This is a genomic window from Streptomyces soli (assembly GCF_003999195.1).
Taxonomy (GTDB): domain Bacteria; phylum Actinomycetota; class Actinomycetes; order Streptomycetales; family Streptomycetaceae; genus Actinacidiphila; species Actinacidiphila soli.
The window spans coordinates 26,682-41,020 of the sequence record NZ_RJVR01000293.1 but is presented as its reverse complement, the minus strand read 5'-3'; the positions used below and the strand labels follow the sequence as shown (position 1 = coordinate 41,020).

At 69.9% G+C, this 14,339-nt stretch carries 11 protein-coding genes and 1 pseudogene; 2 read left to right on the top strand and 10 right to left on the bottom strand.

The window, feature by feature from the left end:
• Positions 1 to 154: 154 nt before the first annotated feature.
• Positions 155 to 1,543, bottom strand: coding sequence for a M16 family metallopeptidase (locus EFK10_RS32585; protein ID WP_127359258.1), 1,389 nt, complete (start codon positions 1,541 to 1,543; stop codon positions 155 to 157).
• Positions 1,540 to 2,880: a M16 family metallopeptidase gene (locus tag EFK10_RS32580; RefSeq protein ID WP_127359257.1), complete on the bottom strand. Its 1,341-nt coding sequence runs from the start codon at positions 2,878 to 2,880 to the stop codon at positions 1,540 to 1,542. Before EFK10_RS32580 ends, EFK10_RS32585 begins: the two co-directional genes overlap by 4 nt.
• A 204-nt stretch (positions 2,881 to 3,084) precedes the next feature.
• Here EFK10_RS32580 and EFK10_RS32575 point away from each other — a divergent pair, with 204 nt between their 5' ends.
• Positions 3,085 to 5,529, top strand: coding sequence for a DNA gyrase/topoisomerase IV subunit A (locus EFK10_RS32575; protein ID WP_127359256.1), 2,445 nt, complete (start codon positions 3,085 to 3,087; stop codon positions 5,527 to 5,529).
• 73 nt (positions 5,530 to 5,602) lie between these two features.
• On the opposite strand, the pseudogene EFK10_RS32570 reads toward EFK10_RS32575, so the two are convergent.
• The 7 genes and pseudogenes from EFK10_RS32570 to EFK10_RS32545 all read right to left on the bottom strand — a co-directional run.
• Positions 5,603 to 5,860 (bottom strand): annotated as a pseudogene (locus EFK10_RS32570) (discoidin domain-containing protein); the annotation flags it as partial.
• A gap of 33 nt (positions 5,861 to 5,893) precedes the next feature.
• A complete protein-coding gene (locus EFK10_RS53535; RefSeq protein WP_407647196.1) occupies positions 5,894 to 6,043 on the bottom strand; it encodes a carbohydrate-binding protein in 150 nt (49 codons plus the stop codon).
• A gap of 198 nt (positions 6,044 to 6,241) precedes the next feature.
• Entirely contained in the window at positions 6,242 to 7,831 is a 1,590-nt protein-coding gene (locus EFK10_RS32565; protein ID WP_206305673.1) for a glycoside hydrolase family 13 protein, read from the bottom strand.
• A gap of 70 nt (positions 7,832 to 7,901) precedes the next feature.
• Entirely contained in the window at positions 7,902 to 8,777 is an 876-nt protein-coding gene (locus tag EFK10_RS32560; protein ID WP_127359253.1) for a carbohydrate ABC transporter permease, read from the bottom strand.
• Positions 8,778 to 8,787: 10 nt separating this feature from the next.
• Positions 8,788 to 9,744, bottom strand: a complete 957-nt coding sequence (locus EFK10_RS32555) for a carbohydrate ABC transporter permease (RefSeq protein ID WP_127359252.1) — start codon at positions 9,742 to 9,744, stop codon at positions 8,788 to 8,790.
• 2 nt (positions 9,745 to 9,746) lie between these two features.
• Complete coding sequence (locus EFK10_RS32550) at positions 9,747 to 11,159, bottom strand: extracellular solute-binding protein (RefSeq protein ID WP_127359251.1); 1,413 nt, start codon at positions 11,157 to 11,159, stop codon at positions 9,747 to 9,749.
• Positions 11,160 to 11,295: 136 nt separating this feature from the next.
• The gene (locus EFK10_RS32545; protein WP_127359250.1) at positions 11,296 to 12,303 is read right to left on the bottom strand and encodes a LacI family DNA-binding transcriptional regulator; all 1,008 of its coding nucleotides are present in this window, start codon (positions 12,301 to 12,303) and stop codon (positions 11,296 to 11,298) included.
• An 85-nt stretch (positions 12,304 to 12,388) separates the two neighbouring features.
• On the opposite strand from EFK10_RS32545, the gene EFK10_RS32540 reads away from it, so the two are divergent.
• A complete protein-coding gene (locus EFK10_RS32540) occupies positions 12,389 to 13,252 on the top strand; it encodes a sucrase ferredoxin (protein WP_127359249.1) in 864 nt (287 codons plus the stop codon).
• Here EFK10_RS32540 and EFK10_RS32535 read toward each other — a convergent pair.
• On the bottom strand, positions 13,236 to 14,273 hold the full coding sequence (locus EFK10_RS32535) for an ABC transporter substrate-binding protein (protein WP_127359248.1): 1,038 nt from the start codon (positions 14,271 to 14,273) through the stop codon (positions 13,236 to 13,238). The genes EFK10_RS32540 and EFK10_RS32535 overlap by 17 nt on opposite strands.
• Between the last annotated feature and the right edge of the window lie 66 nt (positions 14,274 to 14,339).

The window sequence follows — 14,339 nt, the reverse complement described above, 5'->3', positions numbered from 1 at the left end:
CCCGAACCAGGGGCTCCGCCCCGAACCAGGGGCTCCGCCCCGGACCCCGGGCCACGCCCCTCCCGGGGCCACGCCCCGGACCCCCAGCGCCCTGGCGGGCGTGGGGGGACAAGGGCGCGGCGGCGGCCCCGGTAACGACGGACGGAGTCCGGCGTTAAGAGGAAACGACCTCCATGGGGCCGATGCCGAGGGCCTTGACGGGCTCGGCGATAGCAGCCGCGTCGCCGACGAGGACGACGACGAGGCGGTCGAGGGGGAAGGCGCTGACGGCGGCGGCGGTGGCTTCGACGGTGCCGGTGGCGGCGAGGCGGGCGTAGAGCTGGGCCTGGTAGTCGTCGGGGAGGTGCTGCTCGACCTGGTCGGCGAGGGTGCCGGCGACCGCGGAAGCGGTCTCGTAGCGGAGCGGGGCGACGCCGACGAGGTTCTGGACGGCGACGTCACGCTCGGCGTCCGTGAGGCCGTCCGCGGCCAGCGTGCGGAGCACCTGCCAGGTGTCGGCGAGCGCGGGGGCCGTGACGTCGGTGGCCACGGAGCCGCTGATGCCGAGCAGTGAGGCGCCGGTGCCCTCGGGGGTGGAGAGGAGGACCTGGCCGAAGGCCCGTACGCCGTAGGTGTAGCCCTTCTCCTCCCGCAGGACGCGGTCCAGCCGGGACGTCAGCGTGCCGCCCAGGCAGTACGTGCCGAGGACTTGGGCCGGCCAGACCGGGTCGTGGCGGTCGGAGCCGGTGCGGCCGATGAGGACCTGGGTCTGGACGGCGCCGGGGCGGTCGACGATCACAACGCGCGCGTGGTCGTCGGAGGTGATCGACGGCAGCGGACGGCGCTCGGCCGGCTTGCCGGTCCACTCGCCAAGTGTCTCGGCGAGCAGCGCGTCGAGGTCGATGCCGGTGAGGTCACCGACGACCACGACGGTCGACGTGGAGGGCCGCACGTGGGTGTCGTAGAAGGTCCGGACCGCCGCCGCGTCGATCCGGGCGACCGTCTCCTCCGTGCCCTGGCGGGGCCGGGAGCAGCGCAGCTCGGGCGCGAACAGCTCCTTGGACAGCGCCATGGCGGCACGGCGGGCGGGGTTCGCCAGCTCGTGGGGGATCTCGTCGAGCCGGTTGTTGACCAGCCGTTCGACCTCACTGTCGGGGAAGGCGGGGGCCCGCAGGGCGTCCGCCAGCAGCCCGAGGGCCTTGTCGAGCCGGGAGGCGGGGACCTCGAGCGAGACCCGTACGCCCGGGTGGTCGGCGGCGGCGTCGAGCGTGGCGCCGCAGCGCTCCAGCTCGGCGGCGAACTCCTCGGCGGTGTGCTTGTCGGTGCCCTCGGAGAAGGCGCGGGCCATGATCGTGGCCACGCCGTCCAGGTCGTCGGGCTCGGCGTCGAGCGGCGCCGAGAGCAGCACCTCGACGGCGACGACCTTCTGGCCGGGGCGGTGACTGCGCAGGACGGTCAGCCCGTTGGGCAGGGTGGAGCGGCCGGGGGCGGGGAAGTCCCACGGCTTGGGCTCCCCTGCCTGCGGCTGCGGGTGGAACGTCATGGTGGGTGCGACGTCGGTCACTGGTCCGCGCCTTTCTCGTCCTGGTCGTCGTCATTGGCGGCGCCCGTCGGCTCGTACACGAGCACGGCCCGATTGTCGGGTCGCAGGGTCGCGGCCGCGACCTCCTTGACCTCCTCCGGGGTGATCTCCAGGACCCGCTGTACGGCGCTGAGCGCCAGCTGCGGGTCACCGAAGAGCACGGCGAAGCGGGCGAGCTCGTCGGCGCGGCCGCCGACCGTGGCCAGCCGGTCCAGCCATTCGCGCTCCAGCTGGGCCTGGGCGCGCTCCATCTCCTCCGGAGTCGGGCCCTCCTTCGCGAAGCGGGCCAGCTCCTCGTCGACCGCCGCCTCGATGGCGGGCACCTCGACGCCGCTGGAGGTCTTCACGTCCAGCCAGCCCAGCGACGGCGCCCCCGCGAGCCGCAGCAGGCCGAAGCCGGCCGCGACGGCGGAGCGGTCGCGCCGCACCAGCCGGTTGTGCAGCCGGGAGGACTCCCCGCCGCCCAGGATGGTCAGCGCCAGGTCGGCGGCGTCGGACTCCCGGGTGCCGTCGTGCGGCAGCCGGTACGCGGCCATCAGCGCCCGGGACGGTACGTCTTCCTCGATGACCTCGCGCAGTTCCCCGCCGATCGCTCCGGGGAGTGAACCGTCGCGCGGCTCGGGCTTGCCGTCGTGGGCGGGGATGGACCCGAAGTACTTCTCGACCCAGGCCAGCGTCTGCTCGGGGTCGATGTCACCGACCACCGTGAGGACGGCGTTGTTGGGCGCGTAGTACGTACGGAAGAACGCCTGGGCGTCCTCCAGCGAGGCCGCGTCCAGGTCGGCCATCGAGCCGATCGGAGTGTGGTGGTACGGGTGGCCGTCCGGGTAGGCGAGGGCGGTCAGCCGCTCGAAGGCGGTGCCGTACGGGACGTTGTCGTACCGCTGGCGGCGCTCGTTCTTGACGACGTCGCGCTGGTTGTCCAGGCTCTCCTGGTCCAGCGCGGCCAGCAGGCTGCCCATGCGGTCGGCCTCGAGCCACAGGGCCAGTTCCAACTGGTGGGCCGGCATGGTCTCGAAGTAGTTGGTGCGCTCGAAGCTGGTGGTGCCGTTGAGCGAGCCGCCCGCGCCCTGGACGAGCTCGAAGTGGCCGTTGCCCTTGACGCTCGCGGAGCCCTGGAACATCAAGTGCTCGAAGAGGTGGGCGAGTCCGGTACGGCCCTTGACCTCGTGGCGGGAACCGACGTCGTACCAGAGGCAGACTGCGGTGACCGGGGTGAGATGGTCCTCGGAGAGCACCACGCGCAGGCCGTTGGCCAGGCGGTGCGCGGTCGCGGTGAGGCCGCCGGATTGTGCCTCCGGCGTGGCCGTGTGACCCATGGGCAAGCTGTCCTTCCGGTCGCAAGCTCTGTCTTTTGTGCTGAGTCCTGCCACTCTAGGCAGCGTGCCGACCGTGCGCGAAGTTCCCGATCGGGGCGTCTTGAACCCGGGGGGGTGGTCGGCAGTGTCAGTAGGGCGGTCCACAATGGACCGCATCACGTTACGCAGTACCCGCCCAGGTCCAGCCGAAGGAGCAGCGCCGAGATGGCCCGCCGCACCACGAAGACCCCGCCGCCGGACGACTTCGAGGAGCGCATCCTCGACATCGACGTTGTCGACGAGATGCAGGGTTCCTTCCTTGAGTACGCGTACTCGGTCATCTACTCGCGTGCGCTGCCCGACGCCCGCGACGGGCTCAAGCCCGTCCACCGCCGCATCGTCTACCAGATGAACGAGATGGGGCTGCGCCCCGAGCGCGGTTACGTCAAATGTGCGCGCGTCGTCGGTGAGGTCATGGGCAAGCTGCACCCCCATGGCGACGCCTCGATCTACGACGCCATGGTGCGCATGGCCCAGCCGTTCTCCATGCGCCTCCCGCTGATCGACGGCCATGGCAACTTCGGCTCGCTCGACGATCTGCCCGCCGCCATGCGGTACACCGAGTCGCGGATGTCGGGCGCCGCGCAGCTCATGGTCGAGTCGATCGACGAGGACACCGTCGACTTCGCGCCCAACTACGACGGCCAGGAGCAGGAACCGGGCGTCCTGCCCGCCGCGTATCCGAATCTGCTGGTCAACGGCGCCTCCGGGATCGCCGTGGGCATGGCGACCAATATGCCGCCGCACAACCTGGGCGAGGTCATCGCCGCCGCCCGCCACCTGATCCGGCACCCGGCCGCCGACCTCGACGCCCTGATGCGCTTCGTACCGGGCCCCGACCTCCCGACGGGCGGCCGGATCATCGGGCTGACCGGCATCCGGGACGCGTACGAGAGCGGGCGCGGCACCTTCAAGATCCGCGCGACGGTGTCGGTGGAGGATGTGACCCCGCGCCGCAAGGGCCTGGTCGTCACCGAGCTGCCGTTCACGGTCGGCCCGGAGAAGGTCATCGCCAAGATCAAGGACCTGGTCGGCTCGAAGCGGCTGCAGGGCATCGCCGACGTGAAGGACCTCACCGACCGCGAGCACGGTCTGCGGCTGGTCATCGAGATCAAGAACGGCTTCAACCCGGAAGCGGTGCTGGAGCAGCTCTACAAGCTGACGCCGATGGAGGACTCCTTCGGCATCAACAACGTGGCGCTGGTCGACGGGCAGCCGCTCACCCTGGGCCTCAAGGAGATGCTGGAGGTCTACGTCGACCACCGCTTCGAGGTGGTCCGGCGGCGCAGTGAGTTCCGGCGGCGCAAGCGCCAGGACCGGCTGCACCTGGTGGAGGGCCTGCTGGTGGCCCTGATCGACATCGACGAGGTCATCTCGATCATCCGCTCCAGCGACAACGCGGCGGCCGCGAAGGAGCGGCTCATGGAGCGCTTCTCGCTGTCCGAGATCCAGATCCAGTACATCCTCGACACCCCGCTGCGGCGCCTCACCCGCTTCGACCGGATCGAGCTCGAGTCCGAGCGCGACCGGCTCAACACGGAGATCGAGGAGCTGACCCGGATCCTCGACTCGGACGCCGAGCTGCGCAAGCTGGTCTCCAACGAACTGGCCGCCGTCGCCAAGAAGTACGGCACCGAGCGGCGCACAGTGCTGCTGGAGTCGGCGGGCGCCCCGGTCGCCGCGGTCCCGTTGGAGGTCGCCGACGACCCGTGCCGGGTGCTGCTGTCCTCGACCGGTCTGCTGGCCCGCACCACGAACGGCCAGGCCTTCGAGGCCGGCGACGGCAAACGCTCCAAGCACGACGTGATCGTCTCCGCCGTGCCGACCACCGCCCGGGCCGATATCGGCGCCGTCACCAGCGCCGGGCGCCTGCTGCGACTCACCGTCATCGACCTGCCGCAGCTGCCCGACACCGCGGGGGCGCCGAATCTGGCGGGCGGCGCGCCCGTCTCGGAGTTCCTGTCGCTGGAGACCGGTGAGGAGGTGCTCTGCCTCACCACGCTCGACGAGTCCTCGCCGGGGCTGGCGCTGGGCACCGAGCAGGGCGTCGTCAAGCGGGTCGTCCCGGACTACCCGGCCAACAAGGACGACCTGGAGGTCATCGGCCTCAAGGACGGCGACCGCGTCGTCGGCGCGGTGGAGCTGCGTACGGGCGAGGAGGACCTGGTCTTCATCACGGACGACGCGCAGCTGCTGCGCTACCCGTCCTCGCAGGTCCGCCCGCAGGGCCGCCCGGCCGGCGGCATGGCGGGCATCAAGCTCGCCGACGGCGCCAAGGTCATCTCCTTCACCGCCGTCGACCCCTCGGCGGACGCGGTCGTGGTGACCGTCGCCCGCACCGAGGGCACCCTGGACGGCGGCGAACAGGGCACCGCCAAGCTCACCCCCTTCGATCAGTACCCCCGCAAGGGCCGCGCGACGGGCGGCGTGCGCTGCCAGCGCTTCCTGCGCGGCGAGACCGGCCTCGCCCTCGCCTGGGCCGGCCCTACCCCCGCCCGCGCCGCCACCTCCGCCGGCCTCCCGGCCGACCTGCCCCCGAAGGACCCGCGCCGCGACGGCTCGGGCGTGGAGCTGATCAAGCCGGTCTCGGTGGTCTCCGGACCGGTGTGACGGGCGGTGCCTGACGGACAGGTGTGAGGGGCGCGGCACGATGCGTGTGCCGCGCCCCTCGGCGTACGCGCTGTCAGGACGTGTACGCCTCCAGCTCGCCGAGTTGCGCGGCGGGCCAGCCGGTGTTGCCCGTGAAGGTCAGCCGCAGATAGCGGGCGTCGGTGGTGGAGGGCAGGGTGATGATCACCTTGTTGCCGCTCGCCGGGTCGAAGGCGTAGCCCTTGGACGCGACGAGCGTGCTGTAGGAGGAGCCGTCGGTGCTGCCGAGGACGGACAGGGTCTGGGTCCTGGCCGCCCAGGCGGTGGCCGGGGGCAGCTTCAGGACCAGCCGGGCCGGTTCAGGGCGACCAGCCGTAGCGGGAGGTCAGCGCCAGGTCCTTGGTCTTCTGGCCGTTGACGTAGAGCGAGAGCGGGCGTCGATGCCCTTACCGTCGGCGGAGTCGGGCAGGGAATAGCGCAGGACGAGCGAGTTGGCGGGCTGGGTCAGGGTGAACTCTACGTATTCGCCCTGCACGTCGCAGGGTGACGGCCTTGCGCTCGGAAGCGGGATGGGTGAAGGTGCGGTCGGGGCCGATCTTCGTGCCGTTGGTGGCGGCGTTCTCCGCCCGCTGCTCGACGTACGGGTGCCCCTTTTGGTGATCTCGAGGGCGATCCTGTCGCGCGCATGACATATCTGGAGAGGGTGGGGGGAGAGTCAGGCGACAGCGTTGTCCTATTCGTCCAGGCGCACCCAGACCGCCGTGTCCTGCGGCAGCAGCCCTTCGCCCAAGGGGCCACTGGCCAGCAGGATCTGCCGGTGCTGTGGGAGCGCCACCGGGCCTGGGGAGGTGTTCAGTACGCAGCCGAATCCGCCGTCCCGCGTGAAGGCCAGCACCCCGTCGGGGGCGTCCAGCCAGCGCAGCGGGCCGTCGCCCAGGCCCGCTTCCGTACGGCGGACGCGCAGGGCCGTGCGGTACAGACCGAGCATGGAGTCCTGGTCGGCGGCCTGCGCCTCGGCGGTCAGCCCGGCCCAGCCGTCCGGCTGCGGCAGCCACGTGTCGGCGCCGCCGAAGCCGTACGGAGGCGCCGTCCCGGACCAGGGCAGGGGCACCCGGCAGCCGTCACGGCCCGGGTCGGTGCCGCCGGAGCGGAAGTACATCGGGTCCTCGAGCCGGTCGGCGGGGATGTCCTCGACCTCGGGGAGCCCCAACTCCTCCCCCTGGTAGAGGTAGACCGAGCCGGGTAGGGCGAGGGTCAGCAGGGCGGCGGCCCGGGCCCGGCGGGTGCCGAGCGCCAGGTCGGTGGGGATGCCGTGCGCCTTGGTGGCGAAGTCGAAGCCGGTGTCGGCCCGGCCGTAGCGGGTGACCGTCCGCGTGACGTCGTGGTTGGCCAGCACCCAGGTGGCGGGTGCGCCGACGGGCGCGTGGGCCGCCAGCGTGCCGTCGATGGCGGCGCGCAGCCGGGGCGCGTCCCAAGGGCAGGCCAGGAAGGCGAAGTTGAAGGCGGTGTGCAGCTCGTCGGGGCGCAGATAGCGGGCGAAGCGCTCGGTGTCGGGGAGCCAGATCTCACCGATGAGCACGCCGCCGTAGGAGTCCGCGACCGCGCGCCAGGAGCGGTAGATGCCGTGCAGTTCGTCGCGGTCGATGTACGGATGGGGGTCGCGGCCCTCCACGAAGTCGGGCAGCGCCGGGTCCTTGGCCAGCAGTGCGGCCGAGTCGATCCGCACCCCGGCGGCGCCTCGCTCGAACCAGAAGCGCAGCACGTCCTCGTGCTCCTGGCGGACTGCCGGGTGGTTCCAGTTGAGGTCGGGCTGCTCGGGCGTGAAGAGGTGGAGGTACCACTCACCGTCCTCGACCCGGGTCCAGGTCGCCCCGGCGAACTGGGACGGCCATTCGTTGGGCGGCAATTCGCCGTTCTCGCCGCGCCCGGGACGGAAGTGGAAGAGCTCCCGCTCCGGGCTGCCGGGGCCGGCCGCCAGCGCCGCCCGGAACCAGGGGTGCTGGTCGGAGACATGGTTCGGCACGATGTCGACAATGGTGCCGATGCCGAGGGTGCGGGCCTCGGAGATCAGCTTCTCGGCCTCGGCGAGAGTGCCGAAGGCCGGGTCGACGGCGCGGTAGTCGGCGACGTCGTATCCCCCGTCGGCCATCGGCGAGGGGTACCAGGGGTTGAACCACAGGGCGTCGACGCCCAGTTCGGCGAGGTACGGCAGCCTGGCGCGGACCCCGGCGAGATCGCCGGTGCCGTCCCCGTCGCCGTCGGCGAAGCTGCGTACGTACACCTGGTAGATGGCGGCGCCGCGCCACCAGTCCGACGTGAGCACACGAATTCCTTTCAGCCCTTTGGAAACCAGCCCTGGGAAACCCAGCCCTTGGCGACCCAGCCCTTCGGACTCAGCCCTTGAGACCGCCGGCGGTCAAACCGCCCATGATGTTGCGCTGGAAGAGGAGGAAGATCAGCAGCGTCGGGAGCGAGGCGATGCCGAGCGCGGCGACCAGCCAGTTCTCGGGCACGCCGCTGGCCAGCGAGTAGATGCCGACGTTGAGCGTCTGCTTGCCCGGGTCGGGCAGCGTCAGCATCGGCCAGAGGAAGTCCTTCCAGACGCCGACCACCGCGAAGATGGAGACCACGCCCAGGATCGGCCGGGAGATCGGCAGCACGACGGACCACAGGGTCCGCAGCCGCGACGCCCCGTCCATGGCCGCGGCGTCCAGCAGCTCGCCCGGGATCGAGTCGAAGAATCTCTTCAGCAGGAAGATGTTGAAGGCGTTGGTGACGGACGGCAGCCAGATCACCCAGGGTGAGTTGAGCAGATTGCGGTGGAAGAGCGGCACATCGAGCACCGTGATGTACTGCGGTACGACCAGGACGGTCGCCGGGATCATCAGCGTGGCGAGCATCATCCCGAGAATCAGCTTGCCGAACACCGGCCGGAGCCGGGAGAGCGAGTAGGCGGCGGCGACGTCGAACACCAGCTGGAAGGCGAGCGCGCCGAAGGCGTACCAGAGGGTGTTGAGCAGCAGATGGGAGAGGTCCATCACCCGCCAGGCTTGCGAGTAGTTCCCCGGGTGCAGCGACTTGGGGAAGCTGGTGGGCGGGGCCTGCACGAACTCCTGGGCGGACTTGAGACCGCCGGTGGCCATCCAGTACAACGGCCCGAGGAAGACCAGCGTGAAGACCGCGATCACCACGGCGAACACGGTCCAGTACACGACCTTGCCGCGGGTCCGGCCCAGTTGTGCGGGCGAAATCAGCGTTCTCGTTGTCATCGTCCGCCGCCTAGTCCTCGCTGCTGCGGCTCAGTCGCACGTACGCCGCGGAGAAACCCGCGAGCAGTACGAGCAGGACCAGGCCGAGCGCCGCCGCGCTGCCGTAGTTGTTGAAGTAGAACGCGTACTGGTAGATCAGGTAGACCACGGTGGTCGTGGAGCCTTCGGGGCCCTCGCCACCGGTGAGCAGGAACGGCTCGGTGAAGACCTGCATCGTCGCGATGATCTGCATCAGCAGCATCAGCGAGAGGATCAGCCGGGTCTGCGGGATCGTCACATGCCAGATCTTCCGCAGCAGTCCGGCCCCGTCGAGCTCGGCCGCCTCATAGAGCTCGCCCGGGATGCCCTGCAGTGCGGCGAGATAGATCAGGGTCGCTCCGCCCATGTTCATCCAGGTGGCGGCGATCACGACGGAGAGCATCGCCGTGTGGGTGTCTTGCAGCCATTGCTGCTGGGGCAGGTGCAGGATCTGCAGGACGCGGTTGAACAGGCCGTATCCGGGGTCGTAGAAGTACTTGAAGAGCAGGACGGAGGCGACCGGCGGCAACATCACCGGCAGATAGACCAGCATGCGCAGGTAGCCCTGGCCGTGCCGGAACTCGTTCAGCGTGACGGCGACGAGGAACGGCACGGCGAAGCCGAACACCAGCGCCAGCCCGGTGAAGAGCAGGGTGTTGCGCCATGCCTGCCAGAAGGCCGGGTCGTTGAAGATGTACGTCAGGTTTGACCAGCCGGCCCAGGTGGTTTGGCCGCCCTTGGTCTTCTGGAAGGCCAGGATGAACTCCCTGACCATCGGAAACCAGGAGAAGAACGCGAAGCACAGGACGGCGCCGATCAGGAAGGCGTGGGCCGACAAGTTGCGCCGCAGCGCCCGGGCGAACCCCTCACGGGAGTTCTTCGCCCGGCTGCTGCCGAGCTGCCCGGGGCGCTGCTGCGCCTCGTTCGTGGCCAGCGTGGGTGCCGACATCGTCAGCCGTTCGCCAGGACCTGGTTGACCTGCTTCTCCGCGTCGGAGAGCAGCTTGCCCGGGTCGGCGTTCTTGTTGGTGAGCACACCGGACATCACATTGTCCAGCACCTTGTAGATCTCCTGGGCCTTCGGGGGCTCTGACTTGCCGGGGACGGGGTTGTCCATGAAGACCTTGAAGTTCTCGACCGGCATGGTCGCGCTCGCGGCCTTGAGTTCGTCGTCCTTCGTCTTGCTCGCGCCGGTGAGGAAGGCCGGCTGGGGCAGGCCGACGGGCAGGCCGTCCGCCTTGCGGCGGGAGTAGTCGAACGTGCCCTTGCCGGGGGTGAGGGTCTCGAAGTTCAGCCAGGCGATGGCGGCCTTGATCTTGTCGGGCGAGCTGCCCTTCTTGATCATGTAGTCGTTGCCGCCGAAGAGCGTCGCCTTGCCGCCGGGAATCGGTCCCATGCCGAAGTTCTCGTACTTCGCGTTGAGTTGCTGGACCATGTAGGTGATGTCGTCGGGGGCGGCGAGGAACATTCCGAGCTTGTCGGTCGCCATCTGCTTCTGCAGGTCACCCCACTTGAGCAGCTGGGTCTGGCCCATGCTGTTGTCGTCCCAGCGCATGGCGTGCAGATTGTCGACGATCTGCTTGCCCAGGTCGTCGTTGAAGGCGGCCTTGGTGCCGTCGGAGGAGACGACGTCTCCGCCGAGGCCGTACATGGCGGCGGTGAAGTGCCAGCCGCCGGTGTTGGCCGCGCTGTAGTCGCCGTAACCGGCGATGCCGTTGCCGAGCTTGGCGATGGCCTTGGCGTCGGTGCGGACCTCGTCCCAGGTCGTCGGCGGGTTGTTGGGGTCGAGCCCGGCCTGGGTGAAGAGCTTGCGGTTGATCAGCAGGCCCATGCGGTAGTTGCTGGTGGGCAGGCCGTAGAGCTTGCCGTCCTGCTTGAGGACGCCCAGCACGTTGGGGTCGATGTCGCCGAGGGCGGGGACGGTCTTGTCGGTGACGTACGCCGAGATGTCCTCGGCGCCGTTGTTGTCCAGCACCTGCTGGAGGTCGGTGAAGTAGGTGTAGAAGACATCCGGCTGGGAGTGCGCCTTGATGGCAGCGGTGAAGCGGGCCGGCTCCTCACACTGGCCGGGCGTCGACCTGCCCTGGATGGTGACGTTCGGGTACTTCTTGTTGAACGCCGCCACATCCTCATTCCACTCTTTGAGCTCCGGCTTCTTGGTGGCTGGCGGCATGCAGTCGATCGTGAGCGTCACCTTGGTCTTCGGGTCCAGGGGGGTGGACGCGTCGGCCGAGCCTCCGCCACCTGAGTTGTCGCCGCCGCCGCTGCTGCTCGTACCGCAGGCCGCGACCGTGGTCAGGGCGAGTGCGGATACGAGGACAGCCGCGGCGTAGCGGCGGGGAGGGCGCAACCAGGAGCTTCTCATCGGTGGTCCCCTTCGAGCATGAGCGTGTGAAGGCCCGCGGCTGTGCGCAGCGGGGGCGCCGCACACTCAAGCACTCACGACAGAAGCCCGCAAGATGTCGCGCAGATTCCGCAAAAGATTGACCGGCTGGTGCAGCTCAGCGGCGGGCGGGCCCCGTGGTCCCGCGCACAACCAGCTCGGGTTCGTACAGCAACTCGTCCGGAGCGACCGCCTTGCCCGAGATCTGCAGCGCGAGGAGTTCCACGGCGGCCCGCCCCATCGCCTCGATCGGCTGGCGCACCGTCGTCAACGGCGGTTCCGTGCACGTCATGAACGCCGAATCGTCGAATCCTACGATCGATACGTCACCGGGCACCGACAACCCCTGCCGTCGCGCGGCCCGTACGGCGCCGAGCGCCATCGGGTCGTTCGCGCAGATGATCCCCGTCACCCCGCGCTCCCACAGCTTCGCCGCCGCCGCCTGACCGCCCTCGAGCGTGAACATCGCCCGGCCCACCCGCTCCTGCGGCAGATCCGCCCCCGCCGCCGCGGCCACGGCACGCGCGGCGGCGAGCTTGCGCTGCGACGGCACATGGTCCAACGGCCCCAGCAGCAGACCGATCCGCTCATGTCCGAGCGAGGCCAGATGGCGCCACGCCTGCTCGACGGCCACCGAGTCGTCACAGGAGATCCGGGGGAATCCCAGATCCTCGATGGCCGCGTTCATCAGCACGACCGGCAGATTACGCCCCGCGAGCATCCGGTAGTGATCGTGCGGCGCGTCCGCCTGCGCGTACAGCCCGCCGGCGAACACCACCCCGGACACGTGGTGCTGGAGCAACAGCTCGACGTAGTCAGCCTCCGACACCCCACCCGCCGTCTGCGTGCACAGCACCGCCGTCAGCCCCTGCTGCGCCAGCGCCCCGCCCACCACATCTGCGAACGCCGGGAAGATCGGGTTCTGCAGCTCCGGCAGCACCAACCCCACCAACCGCGCCCGCTCCCCCCGCAACTGCGTCGGCCGCTCATACCCCAGCACATCGAGCGCCGTCAGCACCGCCTGGCGTGTCCCCTCCGACACCCCCGGCTTCCCGTTCAGCACTCGGCTGACGGTGGCCTCGCTGACCCCGACCTTCTTCGCTACCTCGGCAAGCCGTCGCGTCATGTGCGCAAGCATACGACAACTTCTGCAAGCCGTTTGCATCGGTGCGCAAACCTATTGTCAGAGGCGTGGGCGTTAGGCTCCGCGCATGAGCACGTGCACCGCCGCCTCCGCCGAGCTGGGCGAGCCCATTGCCGCGACGGCGGCCACCGCCCGGACCTGGCTGCTGGTGGAGCAGCCGGGGCCGTGGGGCGCCAAGGCGCTGAGGGCCAGCCATATGGACCCGGATGTGGGGCGGGCGCTGGAGAAGTTGGCGGCGGAGGCGGATGTGCGGGTGGGGCTGATCCGGCGGCCGGGGCGGCATGCGGACGGCCATGAACCGCAGCGGCGGCGGGTGTACCTGGCCGGGGCGTCGTGGGTGCGGACGGCGGTGGTGGACGATCCGGGCAAGCTGCTCGGGTGGGATCTGACGGCGCCGGCCGAGCAGGGGGAGCCGTACGAGGGCGAGCCGCTGGCCTTCGTGTGCACCAATGGCAAGCGGGACCGCTGCTGCGCGTTGTACGGAAGGCCGCTGGCCGCGGAGTTGGCGGCGGGCGCGGGCCGGGGCAAGGTCTGGGAGACCACGCATCTCGGGGGGCACCGCTTCGCGCCGACGATGCTGGTGCTGCCGTACGGCTACGCCAATGGCCGGCTCGATCCGGACCGGGCCGAGGCGGTTCTGGCCGCCGCCCGCGACGGCCGCGTCGTCCTGGACGGGTGCCGGGGCAGGTCGGCGTACGACCGGCCGGGGCAGGCGGCGGATCTGGCCGTACGGGCGCTGACCGGGGAGGACCGGGCGGACGCGCTCACCGTGGAGGGCACCCGCGTGACGCATGTGGACGGCCGGCAGTGGGACGTCGACGTGGTCCAGGTCGCGGCGGAGCCGCCCCGGCCGGAGAGTTGCGGGGCGGCTCTGATGACGCCGGTCCGTATGAAGGTGACCGGCGTGCGCGCGGTCAGCCGGCGTTCTTGACGAACTCGGTGGTGTAGGTCTTGCTGAGGTCGACCTTGGCGTTCTTCAGGTTCGGGTTGAAGGACTTCAGGACCCGCTCCACGGTCGCCGGGCCGTCGGCCGGCATGACGCCGTCCGTCGTGAACATCGGCAGGGTGCTCTTGATGGCCTGGGCGTAGAGGTCCTTGCCGCCGCCCTGCGCGTAGTCGGCCGGCATCTTGGCGGCGATCTCGGCCGCGCTGTGCGTGGACATCCAGTTCAGGGTCTTGACGAAGGCGTTGGCGAGCTTCTGCACGGTGTCCTTGTGGCTGTTGACCCACTCGGTCTGCATGTAGAGGCTGGAGGACGGGTACAGCCCGCCCAGAGCGGCCTTCGAGCCCTCCGGGGTGCGCATGTCGATGAGCACCTTGCCGAGCTTCTTGTCCAGGATCGTGGCGACCGTCGGGTCGGTGGTCATGCCGCCCTGGATGGAGCCCTGCTGGAGCGCCGAGATGAAGGTCTGGCCGGCGCCGACCGCGACGGGCGTGAACTCGCTCGTCTGCACACCGCTGTTGACCGCCAGGTACTTCGTGAGGAAGTCGGTCGACGAGCCGATGCCCGTGACGCCGAGCTTCTTGCCCTTGAAGTCCTTGGGATCGGCGATGTCAGCGGCCGCCTGGTTGGAGACGATCTCGACCTCGCCCGGAGCCTGCGAGAACTGCACGACCGACTCGACCTGCTTGCCCTTGACCTGCAGGTCGAGGGTGTGGTCGTAGAAGCCGACGGTGCCCTGCACATCGCCGGAGACCAGGGCCGTCTCGGCCTGGACGCCGGCCGGCTCGGTGAGGAGCTGGACGTCCACGCCCTCGGCCTTGAAGTAGCCGAGCTGCTGGGTGAGCATCGCGGGCAGGTAGATGACCTTGTCGAGCCCGCCGACCATGATCTTGACCTTGCCACCCTTGCCCCCGGAGGCGGAGGCGGAGGAGTCGCCGCACGCGGTGAGCGTGGAAAGGGCGAGCGCTCCGACGACGGCGGCGGCCGAGATCTTGGCGATTCTGCGCATCTGGTTCACGTCCTTGTGAAGTGGATCCGTGTGAAAGTTGAGGTACGAAAGAGGTACGAAAGAGGT

What these genes read in the sequence shown, in the direction of transcription:
- EFK10_RS32560 (WP_127359253.1), bottom strand. Translation starts at nt 8,777, where the DNA reads ATGACAACGAGAACGCTGATTTCGCCCGCACAACTGGGCCGGACCCGC.
- EFK10_RS32550 (WP_127359251.1), bottom strand. Translation starts at nt 11,159, where the DNA reads ATGAGAAGCTCCTGGTTGCGCCCTCCCCGCCGCTACGCCGCGGCTGTC.
- EFK10_RS32535 (WP_127359248.1), bottom strand. Translation starts at nt 14,273, where the DNA reads ATGCGCAGAATCGCCAAGATCTCGGCCGCCGCCGTCGTCGGAGCGCTC.
- EFK10_RS32540 (WP_127359249.1), top strand. Translation starts at nt 12,389, where the DNA reads ATGAGCACGTGCACCGCCGCCTCCGCCGAGCTGGGCGAGCCCATTGCC.
- EFK10_RS32545 (WP_127359250.1), bottom strand. Translation starts at nt 12,303, where the DNA reads ATGACGCGACGGCTTGCCGAGGTAGCGAAGAAGGTCGGGGTCAGCGAG.
- EFK10_RS32555 (WP_127359252.1), bottom strand. Translation starts at nt 9,744, where the DNA reads ATGTCGGCACCCACGCTGGCCACGAACGAGGCGCAGCAGCGCCCCGGG.
- EFK10_RS32575 (WP_127359256.1), top strand. Translation starts at nt 3,085, where the DNA reads ATGGCCCGCCGCACCACGAAGACCCCGCCGCCGGACGACTTCGAGGAG.
- EFK10_RS32580 (WP_127359257.1), bottom strand. Translation starts at nt 2,880, where the DNA reads ATGGGTCACACGGCCACGCCGGAGGCACAATCCGGCGGCCTCACCGCG.